This window comes from Chryseobacterium sp. MIQD13 (genome assembly GCF_050496705.1).
Taxonomy (GTDB): Bacteria; Bacteroidota; Bacteroidia; order Flavobacteriales; family Weeksellaceae; genus Chryseobacterium.
In genome coordinates, this window is sequence record NZ_JBNWAF010000003.1 from 867,736 (window position 1) to 879,802 (window position 12,067).

Annotated in this window: 8 protein-coding genes; 7 read left to right on the plus strand and 1 reads right to left on the minus strand. The window is 36.9% G+C overall.

What is annotated here, in order from left to right:
* The first annotated feature begins 27 nt into the window (after nucleotides 1-27).
* The 6 genes from ACQWU4_RS16290 to ACQWU4_RS16315 all read left to right on the plus strand — a co-directional run bounded on the left by ACQWU4_RS16290 (nucleotide 28) and on the right by ACQWU4_RS16315 (nucleotide 6,872).
* Nucleotides 28-873, plus strand: a complete 846-nt coding sequence (locus tag ACQWU4_RS16290) for a helix-turn-helix domain-containing protein (protein ID WP_429936812.1) — start codon at nucleotides 28-30, stop codon at nucleotides 871-873.
* 89 nt (nucleotides 874-962) lie between these two features.
* Nucleotides 963-2,270, plus strand: coding sequence for a TolC family protein (locus ACQWU4_RS16295; RefSeq protein WP_429936813.1), 1,308 nt, complete (start codon nucleotides 963-965; stop codon nucleotides 2,268-2,270).
* A 23-nt stretch (nucleotides 2,271-2,293) separates the two neighbouring features.
* Entirely contained in the window at nucleotides 2,294-3,406 is a 1,113-nt protein-coding gene (locus ACQWU4_RS16300) for an HlyD family secretion protein (protein ID WP_429936814.1), read from the plus strand.
* A gap of 64 nt (nucleotides 3,407-3,470) precedes the next feature.
* Nucleotides 3,471-5,063 (plus strand): MFS transporter, encoded by a 1,593-nt coding sequence (locus ACQWU4_RS16305; protein ID WP_429936815.1) that lies wholly within the window; start codon nucleotides 3,471-3,473, stop codon nucleotides 5,061-5,063.
* Nucleotides 5,064-5,185: 122 nt separating this feature from the next.
* Complete coding sequence (locus ACQWU4_RS16310) at nucleotides 5,186-5,998, plus strand: siderophore-interacting protein (protein ID WP_429936816.1); 813 nt, start codon at nucleotides 5,186-5,188, stop codon at nucleotides 5,996-5,998.
* A 169-nt stretch (nucleotides 5,999-6,167) separates the two neighbouring features.
* Nucleotides 6,168-6,872: a class I SAM-dependent methyltransferase gene (locus ACQWU4_RS16315; RefSeq protein ID WP_429936817.1), complete on the plus strand. Its 705-nt coding sequence runs from the start codon at nucleotides 6,168-6,170 to the stop codon at nucleotides 6,870-6,872.
* Nucleotides 6,873-6,955: 83 nt separating this feature from the next.
* On the opposite strand, the gene metG is transcribed toward ACQWU4_RS16315, so the two are convergent.
* Nucleotides 6,956-8,992, minus strand: coding sequence for a methionine--tRNA ligase (metG, locus tag ACQWU4_RS16320; RefSeq protein ID WP_429936818.1), 2,037 nt, complete (start codon nucleotides 8,990-8,992; stop codon nucleotides 6,956-6,958).
* Between the two features lie 331 nt (nucleotides 8,993-9,323).
* Between metG and ACQWU4_RS16325 the strand changes: the two genes are divergently transcribed.
* Nucleotides 9,324-12,065, plus strand: a complete 2,742-nt coding sequence (locus ACQWU4_RS16325) for a SusC/RagA family TonB-linked outer membrane protein (RefSeq protein WP_429936819.1) — start codon at nucleotides 9,324-9,326, stop codon at nucleotides 12,063-12,065.
* Nucleotides 12,066-12,067 lie beyond the last annotated feature (2 nt).

A 12,067-nucleotide genomic window follows, 5' to 3' on the forward strand; every position in this document is an offset into this window, starting at 1 on the left:
ACAGAATTTATTGGCTACATTTGTCTTATGTCAGCTTTAGAAAAATTCGGTGTTGAAATTTTTACCCAGCACAATATTTTCGAAAGAATTTCTGCGGATAAGCCTTTCCGTCCGGAAAACCCTGCTTTTATTTTTATTAAATCTGGAACCATAAAGCTCCGTCAGCATTTCAGCGATCTGGAGCTTTCTGCCAATATGTTTATGGTAACCGATCCGCAGACGGTATATGAAATGGTCTCTGTCAGCAGCGATTTCCAATCCAGAATGGTTTCTTATAAAAGAAATTTCATTGCTGCCTTATCATTGAAATTCAACAGGCTGATTACCTATCGCTACTTCCGTCAGCAGATGAATATAGGAGTTCCTTTTCCTGAAAATGAAATGGAGGTCGTTTGGAAAAGTATCAATTTTCTGAAATATATTCTGGATTCAGAGACAGAAATGATGTATAAAAAAGAAGTGGTAGAACATCTTTTTTCTGTTTTTTGCTATCAGGTTGCAGGGATTATATCTAATGAAGACAGTAGCTCCATGAGTCAGATGTCCAGACAGGAAGAGATTGTTTTTGTATTTCTTACAGATCTTTCCGAACACCATCTCAGAGAAAGGACCGTAGAGTTTTATGCCGAACGGCAGTCAATTACAACCAGACATCTCTCGTCTGTTGTAAAGTCCATTACCGGGAAATCTGCAAGTCAGATCATAGCTTTGATTGTCATGAATGAAGCTAAAGTGCTTCTTAACTCTTCAAGTAAGCCTGTTTCAGAGATTTCATCAATCCTTGGTTTTAGTGATCAATACTCGTTTTCTCACTTTTTCAAAAAACATTTGGAGGTAAGCCCAAGCCAGTACAGACATCAGTTTGAAAATTAAAATCTTACATTTGAACATCTTTTTCCAAAATTCAAACATTTGATTGACTTTTTTGCTGCCGTAACTTTGCCTTTGTAAAACAAGGTAAAATGACAAAGAATATAAAAACAGCACTATCACTCGTGATAGCTCTATTTCCTGCGCTGTTTTTTTCTCAGCAGAAACAGATGACTGCAGGTGAAGTTGCCGATATGGCAGTGAAAAATCACCAGCAGTTAAAAGTGGCTGCTCAGAATATTGACATTGCAAAACAGAATACAAATGTTGCAAAACTCCAAAAGCTTCCCAATATTACAGCTTCCACAAGCCAGTTTTATTTAGGGGATGCTGTAGCCATTGACAAAGACTTTTCGAACTCTACCAATATTCCGATGCCTCATTACGGAAGTTCATATGCTGTACAGGCAACCCAACTGATCTTTAAAGGAGGTTTGGTAAATAAATCCATTGAAATGGCCGGGCTTCGGGAACAGATTTCTGAGCTGGATCTGGAGAAAAATAAGCTTGATGTGAAATTTCTTGTAATCTCCAATTATCTGGATGTTTACAAAATGGTGAACCAGGAATCTGTTTTTCAGAATAACAAAAAACTGGCTCAGGAACGTTTGAAAAATATCCAGAAATTCTATCAGCAGGGCATGGTGACAAGAAATGAAGTCATTCGTGGAGAACTGGCAATCAAAAATCTGGATCAGGGAATTCTGACGCTTACAAACAACAAAAAGATTCTTAATTATAATTTAAATATTGCATTGGGACTTCCTTCCGAAACGGAGATTATTCCGGTCGAAAGTTTAGAAGATAAAGAATCAGGAATTGGGATGGATTATTATATGGATCTTGCCCACGACAGTAATCCTCAGCTGAAATCTGCAAAGAAAAACATTGATGTTGCTGATAAAAACATCGAAATCATTAAAACAGATCAGTTACCGACACTTTCAGGATTCGGAGGTTATACCCTGCAGCGTCCTATTACAACAAGAAATCCGGTTTTGGATATGTATTCCGGAGGATGGCAGGCTGGGGTTTCATTAAGCTACAATATTGATAATTTATATAAAACAAAAGAAAAAGTAAAGCTGGGTGAACTGCAGAAAACGCAAGCCGGAGATGCGGTGACACTGGTTCAGCAGAATGTAGATATGGCAGTGAATGCAGCCTATGTAAAATATCAGGAATCCATTCAACAGGCAGATATTCTGAATGATGCGAAAAGACTTGCGGAAGAAAACTACAAAATCACAGAAGCCAAATATCTGAATCAATTAGCTGTGCAGGCCGAAATGATTGATGCACAGAACCAGAAACTTCAATCTGAGCTGGATTTTGCAAATGCAGAAATCAGCGTACTGTATCAATATTATAACCTGCTGAAAGCTGCAGGGACACTTTAATTTTAAAACTGAAAATCAAGATAATGGAAAACAAGGAACAAACTACACAAAATACTCAGGCAGCTCCGGTACAGTCGGGAGCAGCTGTTAAAAAGAAACAGAATAAAAAGAATAAGATCAGGGCTATAATTTCTAATATTGTTGTATTTCTGGTGATAGGAGCCGGGCTTTTCTGGCTGGTCCGTGAGTATTTTCACATTGGAAATAAAACATATACAGAAGCTGCTCAGGTAGAAGAATTCATTAACCCGATCAATACAAGGGTTTCGGCTTACATTAAAGATATTAAATTCATAGAGCATCAGAAGGTTAAAAAAGGAGATACACTGGTGATTTTGGATAAAAATGAGATCTTAACTCAATTAGGTCAGGCCGAAGCAGCTTATCAGAATGCATTGGCACAAAGATCTGCAACCAGTTCATCCGTAAATACCGTTTCCAATAACGTAAATGTAATGGAATCTAACATTGCGGGGGCTAAAGCAAGATTATGGAATGCTGAACAGAATTTAAACAGATACAAAAATCTTCTTGCAGCAGAAGCCGTTACCAGACAGCAATACGACCAGATAAAAACTGAGTATGATGCCCAGAAAGCGGCCTATGAAACACTGGTCAATCAGAAACAGTCTGCAAATCTTTCTACCACTGAGGTTAAAAGTAAATTAGGAATTAATGATGCAGAAATCAAGAGAACAAAGGCAGCACTGGACATGGCAAAGATTAATCTTTCCTATACTGTCATTACTGCACCATATGACGGAATAATGGGGCGTAGGACTATTTCCGAAGGACAGTTGATCCAGCCGGGACAGCAGGTAGCCACTATTGTTCTGAATGGTCAGAAATGGGTGACAGCTAATTTTTTAGAAAGCCAGATGCCAAATATCAGGGTCGGAGAGAAGATGACGATGACTGCTGATGCTTTAGGAGGAAAGAAATTTGAGGGGATAGTTACGGCTATTTCTGCTGCAACAGGCTCAAGATATTCAAGTGTTCCTACAGATAATTCCACAGGTAACTTTATCAAAGTACAGCAGAGAATTCCTGTAAGGATAGAATTCAGTACTTCCAATAAAAAAGAAGATCTGGAAAAGCTGAGCGCGGGAATGAATATGAACGTGAATATAAATTAGTACTGAATAAAAGATTGAAGATGGAGTATTAAAATCTTTTATCTGAAATCTCATATCTAAAAATATGTACAACAAAGGATTATATAACGACTGGGTACCCAAACCCGTACAACTGCTGCTTATCGTGCTGTTGTTAGCAGTAGTGATGCCGCTTGGAGGGGTGTATACCGGAAACATCAGTTATCTGGTGAGCGGTACCGGTTCGATGACAGAATATTTTATGTGGGCGAATTATGCCACAACTATTGGAATGGGGGCCTGCATGCCGGTTGTTCTCAGAATGAAAATGAGATTTAAGGTAAGGGATAAAATGACGGTGCTGCTCGTACTTTTGGGACTGTTAAGCTATATTAACGGAACTACAATGCAGCCAATGGTATTCGTATGTACGGCTCTGGTTATCGGATTTTTAAAAATGATGGTAACTATTGAATTATTCCTTCCGTTAATGGTAATGATTGGGAACAGAGGAATGTTTTACGGTCTGTTTTACACCTTTGTTTTAGTGATGAATCAGGTGGCAGCTTATTATGCAGTGGTAGTTTCCATTAATTATAACTGGCAGCATTTCTATTTGATTGCTGCAGTACTATGCTTTATTCTCGCCCTGATCCACTGGATTTTTATGCATGATAAGTATTTTGCATTAAAAGTTCCACTGCATTATATAGACTGGATGAGTATCCTGTTATTTATTTCCACGTTTATGTTTTCTGCCTATGTTTTTTCTTTCGGAAAGCAGCAGGACTGGTGGAATTCAAAGAATATTATCAATGCAAGTATGGCCGCTTTTATAAGCTTTGCTTTGCTGGTGATCCGCCAGTTTACTTTAAAAAGGCCTTATTTGTCATTCAAAATATTTACTAAAAATAACGTGCAGCATGGTCTCTTTATGTTGCTGTGGCTGGGAATGTTTTTGGGAACGACCTCCCTTCAGAATACATTTGCAGTAGGGGTTCTCGGATATGACCAGAAAACAAATGCAGGACTGAATATGCTTATGATCCCCGGAATTATTATGGCTGGAATCATCGCCGTATTCTGGTTTAAAAAAGAAATCCCCCTGAAAATGTACATCTTCTCAGGATTCTCAGCAATGATGGGATATTCATTGATCATGTATTTTTCAATGGTTTTGGAATTCAATTATGAAAATTGGTACCTGCCTATGTTTTTAAAAGGATATGGGATGTGCTCATTATTCATTTCAGTTTGGTTTTACACCCTGGATAAACTTGAAATGGATGATATGCTGGCTGCCATCGGATTGGTGCTGGTATGGAGAACTTTTCTGGCGGTAGGTTTCTTTTCGGCATTGTATTCATGGTTTCAGTACCGTTTTCAGGTAACAGCAGTGGGTGATCTTGCTGTGTATATTGACGGAATGACAGTTACGCCTCAAACTTTAGCTGCCAATATGAAAACATTACAGCTTAATGCCATTATCGTATCGGGTAAAAAGATTTTCGGATATATTATTTTAACTGGTTTTGGGGTGCTTTTTTATGTACTGACCCATCATTTCGGACGAGAAAGATTCCAATACCTCAGATTTATAAGAGTTCTCGGAGGTAAATCTGTTATTGCCAGAAGAAGACTCCGTGAAAGAAAAAAATTATTGGAAGAAATAAAAGACGCAGCCGGACCTGCGGTTTAAAAATACCTTGTTTTTCATCAGTAAAGCTCTGCTATATTTTGTAGTGGAGCTTTACATTTTTTAATTTAATTATTTTTATTTAGACAAAATAAAATTAAATTTGTGCAAGCAAAATAAAATATATGACAAGAATTTCAACAGGCCGCATTGTTGCCGAAATGATAAGAAAAGAATATATCACTGAGCATTATATAAGAGTTTATCTGTATTCACCTGAAGCTCATTTATTTAAAAATACAACCATTGGTGATAACAATAAGATTGCTGTACCACCGGAAGGTTTGGATGAGATCCATTTTCCTGTACTGGATGAAAACCGTCAGTGGGTTTATCCTCCAAAAGAAGTGGCTCCTTCAGTAAGAACCTACACTCACCGTGGAATTGACCTTGAGGAAAATGTACTGATCATTGACTTTGTAGACCATGGCGATGGCGGTCCGGCATCAAAATGGGCAAGAGAATCTGAAGCAGGCGCAAAATTGGGAATCATGATGCGGACTGAGGCTAAAGAAATGTATCCTGAAGCTGACTGGTATCTGTTTGCAGGTGATGCCACAGCAATCCCGGTTCTGGGAGCTATGCTGGAAACACTCCCGGAAACAGCAAAAGGAGTCTGTATCATTGAAGTTCACGGAAAAGAAGATGAACAGATCCTTGAAACAAGGGCTGATATTGAATTCATATGGCTTTATAATGCCACTCCCCATATCAGCAGTGATATGGCTGATACTGTAAGAAATATAATTATTCCGGAAACAACTAAATTCGGATATGTTGCAGCTGAATTTTCAAGTGTTAAAGAAATCCGTACTTACCTGAGGAAAGAAAAGAACTGGACTTCACAGGAACTCAATGCCTACTCATACTGGAAAGCCGGTGTAGCAGAAAACGAATCGGAGAAAGACAGACATAAAGAGAAGGATTCGATAGGATAGTGTGGTAATGTTTTAATTGGTAGCCAGAAATATTAATTATAAGAGTAATTACAAAGCATATCAATGGTAAGCTTTATAATAACGATATATAGTTGTATTTTTATTTATCACTTGTCACTTATCATTGATCATTCAGAAAACTCCTATCTTTGCACTTTTAAAAACAGCAATGAAAGACTTAATGGGTAAGGCAATCTGGGACTATTTTCACAATGAAAATCCTGAGGATCTGCAGACAGAAACTTCAATTTCGGAACAGGATGAGCTTCCGGTAGATTATCTTTTCAGAGATTTTGAGGAAATGAATGATATTGAACAGAAAGCATTGGAGCTGGCTCAGGGAAAAGTAATGGATATAGGTGCTGGTGCAGGTTCTCATGCTTTATATCTTCAGAATGAAAGAAACCTTGATGTTCTGGCACTTGATATTTCACCAAAATCTGTTGAAATCTGTAAGCTGAGAGGAATCAGAAAAGCAATATGTGAAAATATGCTGGATTTTTCTGGAGAAACCTTTGATACTGTTCTGCTCCTGATGAACGGTACGGGGATTTTTGAAAGTCTGGAAAAAATTGATACCTATCTTCAAAAGCTGTATACTTTAGTGAATGATAACGGACAGATCCTGATCGACAGTACAGATATCCTGTACATGTTTGACCGTGATGAAGATGGTGGAGTTTATATTCCGGCAGGAGGTTATTATGGTGAGCTGGATTACGTGGTTCATTACAAAGGAGAATCTGAAAACCCGATCAAATGGTTATATCTTGATTACAAAACATTGAAAAAAGCTGCAGAAAATAACGGTTTTAGAGTAGAAAAAGTGCTTCAGGATGAAGATTCTTATCTGGCAAAACTTACCAAGAAATAAATAAGGTATATTATTTCACTTGCAATGACAATAAAAAAGACACATGATTTTTCATGTGTCTTTTACTTTATCTTAAATATGAATTATCCTATTTCAATACCGTTTTCTACATTGCTGTCATCCGGTGTTACGAAAGACAGTTTTCCATCCGGTTTAGTTGTTAATAAGAACATTCCCTGAGATTCAATTCCTCTGATCTTTCTTGGAGCAAGATTTAATAAGATCATTACCTGCTTCCCGATCAGCTCTTCAGGAGTGAAGCTTTCTGCAACACCTGAAACTACAGTTCTGATATCAACACCTGTATCTACCTTGAATTTCAATAATTTATCTGCTTTTTCAACTTTTTCAGCTTCTAGAATAGTTGCAGTTCTAAGATCTATTTTTGCAAAATCATCAAAAGAAATTTCTTCTTTCATAGGGTTGGCGTTAGGGTTTGTTTTTTTGTTGTTTTGTTTGGTTTGTTCCAGTTTTTCAATCTGAGCTTCAATTACATTGTCTTCAATTTTTGAGAAAAGAAGAGATGCTTCATTGATCTTGTGGCCTGTTTCTATTAAAACAGACTTGTTCTCCACATCGCTCCAGTTCACTTGCTCAGCATTGAACATCGTTAACAACTTTTCAGAGCTGAATGGCATGAATGGTTCACACAATTGTGCTAATGCAACAGCCAGCTGAGCTCCTACAAATAAGGATTGTGCTGCTTTTTCAGGGTTATCCTTGATTGTTTTCCAAGGCTCTTCTGTCTGAAGATACTGATTTCCGAAACGGGCAAGATTCATCAATGCAGTTAATGCATTTCTGAATTCATAGTTTTCCAGGAATCCTGAAATTTCTTTAGCTGCTTTATTGATTTCCTGTAGCTCAGGACTGTTTACATTTCCCTGAGGAACAATACCATCATAGTATTTATGGATAAGAACAGCAACTCTATTAATAAAGTTTCCGAAAATTCCTACCAACTCAGAATTATTCTTAGTCTGGAAATCCTTCCATGTAAAATTATTATCCTTTGTTTCCGGTGCAGATGAAAGAAGTGCATATCTTAAAACATCCTGCTGTCCAGGGAAATCTTCTACATATTCATGTGCCCATACCGCCCAGTTTCTTGATGTTGAGATTTTATCATTCTCAAGATTTAAAAATTCAAAAGCCGGAACATTTTTCGGCATAATATAGTCACCGTGAGCCTTCATCATCGAAGGGAAAATAATACAGTGGAATACAATATTATCCTTTCCGATGAAATGAACCAGATCACTGTTTTCATTTTGCCAGTAGTCTTTCCAGTCTTTTCCGTTTTTCTCGGCCCATTCTTTTGTAAAAGAAATATATCCGATAGGTGCATCAAACCAGACGTAAAGAACTTTTCCTTCTGCATTCGGAAGGGGAACAGGAACTCCCCAGTTCAGGTCTCTCGTCATGGCACGTGGCTTCAGACCATCATTTAACCAGGATTTAACCTGTCCGTATACATTGGGTTTCCAGTCATCTTTATGACCTTCAATGATCCATTCGTTTAAGAAGTCTTCATATTCATTTAAAGGAAGATACCAGTTTTTGGTTTCCTTAAGAATCGGAACATTTCCACTCAACATAGATTTTGGATTGATCAGTTCCGAAGGGGAAAGGGTAGTACCGCATTTTTCACACTGGTCTCCGTAAGCATTCTCATTGCCACAGTTCGGGCACGTTCCTACAATATATCGGTCTGCCAGGAATTCTCCGGCCTGTTCATCAAAATACTGTTCAGAGATTTCTTCTGTAAATTTTCCTTTTTCATAAAGAACTTTAAAGAAATCCTGACTGGTTTCATAATGCTTTTTAGAAGTAGTTCTGGAATATTCATCAAAAGAAATTCCCAGATCAGAAAAAGACTTTTTGATGATCTCGTGATACTTATCTACGATATCCTGAGGTGTTACCCCTTCTTTTTTTGCTCTGATGGTAATAGGAATCCCGTGTTCATCCGATCCGCAGATAAACGCTACATCTTTTCCTAATCTTCTCTGAAATCTTGCGTAGACATCCGCAGGAATATATACACCTGCCAAATGTCCTATATGAACCGGTCCGTTTGCATAAGGCAAAGCTGCCGTAATCATCTTTCTGTTTGACATTTATAGTAAAGTTTAATTGCAAAGATAATGATTATCCCACGAAACCGCCTAATATTCGGTTATAATAAGTTTTTTAGCTCTTGTGGCAGGTTGAAATATTATATTTAGTTAAACAAATGTTTAACTTTTTGTTAATTATTACCTTGTGCTATGCAATGCATATGTTAACGTAATGTTATGAAAAACAGATCTTTGGTTTTGGAATAGACAAGCAATTTACATAAAATTATCTAAATTTTCAATAATATTATGCTAATTCTAATTTTTTTATAAATTGCAAGGCTGGTTTGTACAGCCTTATTAAGAAAACGAAACTAAAAAAAACGATATTGTGAAAAATTTTACAACGGTATTAAAAATAGCTCCTGCTTTTTTATTGGCCAGTTCAATAATGCACGCTCAGGACTCTATAACCAAGGAAAAAAAGATCGAAGAAGTTGTATTGATTGGATACGGAAAGCAGAAGAAGTCTGACCTTACAGGGTCTATCACTTCAGTTACTGCCAAGGATTTCAACGGAGGGGCAACTTCTGCAGGTCAGTTGATTCAGGGCAAAACGCCTGGTGTACAGATTACTAATAACAGTGGTGCGCCAGGGTCGGGTACCGCAATTAGAATCAGGGGTACAGCGTCCTTAAATGGTAATAACTCTCCACTTATTGTAATTGATGGCGTACCACAGGATTTTACGGGAGTAAATGGTGCAGCAGATCCATTGTCTTTAATTAACCCAAATGATATTGAAACATTTGATATTTTAAAAGATGCCTCTGCAACAGCAATTTATGGTAACCGTGCTACGAACGGGGTTATTTTAATTACTACTAAAAAAGGAACTGCTGGAAAGCTTAAAGTTAACTTTACAACAGTAGCATCCATGTCTACTAAAATGGGTAATGTAGACGTTCTTAACGGAGATGAATTTAGAAACTTTGTTAATACATACGCTTCTGATGCCTATAAAGCAAAACTGGGTACAGCAAATACAAATTGGCAGGATCTGATTTATCAGAGTGCTTGGGGAACAGACAATAATGTTGCTATTTCCGGAGGAATTAAAGGGTTGCCATACAGATTATCGGTTGGATATAATGAGCAGAATGGTATTGTAAGAACAAACTCATTTAAAAGAACTTCATTAGGATTAAATTTAAATCCTAAGTTTTTTGATAATCATTTATCCGTTAATGTAAGTGCTAAAGGTACGTTTACAGATAACAGATTTGCAGATGGGGGAGTAATTAAATCTGCCACTTATTTTGATCCGACTCAGCCGGTATATTCAGGTAATTCAAACTATGGCGGATATTATGAATGGTTGCTAAACGGAGGGCTAAACGTAAATGCGAATGCCAATCCACTTGCTACTTTAATGGCTATTCATGATGTTTCATCAGTTACAAGAGGTTTAGGAAATGTGCAGTTGGATTATAAATTTCACTTCCTTCCAGACTTACATTTTAATGTAAATGCCGGATATGACTATACTAAAAGTGAAGGGCAAAAGCAAGTTGATGCCCAATATAAATCAGGTTTCAATGATAAAGGAAGCTCGAGCATTTACAGTATGGAAAAAAAGAATAAGTTGTTAGAAACTTATTTTAACTATGTCAAAAATATTTCTGCTATTAATACAGGAGTAGATATTACTGCCGGATATTCTTATCAGGATTTCATAACCTCTATTCCTGGATCTATAAATTATAAAGGAAATGCTCCAACTCAAATCAATAATGATTTTGAAACGAGAAATACGTTAATATCTTTTTATGGAAGAGCAATTTTTACAATTGCTAATAAATATATTATTTCAGGATCTTTAAGAAGAGATGGATCATCACGATTCTTTAACGGTACAAGAGATAACCTCTGGGGGAACTTTCCGGGAGTTTCCGTTGCTTGGAAATTAAATGAAGAAAATTTTATTAAAAATATCTCTTCTATAAGCACATTGAAGTTAAGAGCCGGATGGGGGAAAACAGGACAGCAGGAACTTCCGGGACTTGATGCCAATAAACCTAATAACTATCCTGCTTTTGCAGCTTACAATCCTAGTTCAGGAGGTGCCAATTACCAATTTGGAGAACAATATTATTTTATGTTCCGTCCCAATATCTATAATCCATACCTTACCTGGGAAACAACAACTACAAAAAATATAGGATTAGATTATGGCTTCCTTAACAATAGAATAACAGGTTCCATTGATTTATTTAGAAAGGATACTGAAAAGCTTCTTGTAGATTCTCCTATTGCAGCAGGTGATTTAAGTAATCACAACCTTTTAAATGTAGGGAATATGGAAAATAAAGGGATTGAAGGAAGTATTACCGTAATTCCTATTAAAAATGAGAAAACGACATGGGAAGTAAGTTTCAACGCTACCCATTATAAGCCGGTAATTACCAATTTGCTGGCAAGAGCGGATGCAAGCTTTAATATTCCTGTAGGAGGAATTGAAGGAGGAGCTGGAAATACAATACAAGCTCATGCTGTAGGTTACGCTCCGAATGCATTCTGGGTATACCAGCAGGTTTATGACAATGCAGGAAAACCTATAGACGGTGCATTTGTAGATAGAAATAGTGATGGTAAAATAGATGTTTATGATAAATACTATTATAAATCTACCACTCCTGATGCTCTCTTAGGATTCTCTACCAAATTATCTGTGAAAAATTGGGATTTTGGTTTAAGTGCAAGAGCCGTACTGGGTAACTATGTTTATAACAATGCTTCATCTAACAGTTCTTTACAATCTGCATCAACCAACGAATATTTACAGAACGTTTTTTATACCGCACCGGAATATCAGTTTAAAGATGCTAACAGAGCTTTTTCAGATATATTTGTAGAAAATGCTTCATTCTTTAGATTAGACAACGTAAATATCGGGTATAATTTTGGAGAGTTATTTACAAAAGGAAGTAACCTGAAAGTGTATGCAATGGCTCAGAATGTTTTTGTAATTACAAAATATTCTGGTGTTGACCCTGAAGTTTTTGGTGGAATTGATAATGGCTATTATCAGAGCCCAAGAGTATATTCTTTAGGCTTTAATTTTCAATTTTAAAT

Coding starts and splice junctions, on each gene's coding strand:
- ACQWU4_RS16315 (WP_429936817.1), top strand. CDS start 6,168: ATGAAAGACTTAATGGGTAAGGCAATCTGGGACTATTTTCACAATGAA.
- ACQWU4_RS16305 (WP_429936815.1), top strand. CDS start 3,471: ATGTACAACAAAGGATTATATAACGACTGGGTACCCAAACCCGTACAA.
- metG (WP_429936818.1), bottom strand. CDS start 8,992: ATGTCAAACAGAAAGATGATTACGGCAGCTTTGCCTTATGCAAACGGA.
- ACQWU4_RS16290 (WP_429936812.1), top strand. CDS start 28: ATGTCAGCTTTAGAAAAATTCGGTGTTGAAATTTTTACCCAGCACAAT.
- ACQWU4_RS16310 (WP_429936816.1), top strand. CDS start 5,186: ATGACAAGAATTTCAACAGGCCGCATTGTTGCCGAAATGATAAGAAAA.
- ACQWU4_RS16295 (WP_429936813.1), top strand. CDS start 963: ATGACAAAGAATATAAAAACAGCACTATCACTCGTGATAGCTCTATTT.
- ACQWU4_RS16300 (WP_429936814.1), top strand. CDS start 2,294: ATGGAAAACAAGGAACAAACTACACAAAATACTCAGGCAGCTCCGGTA.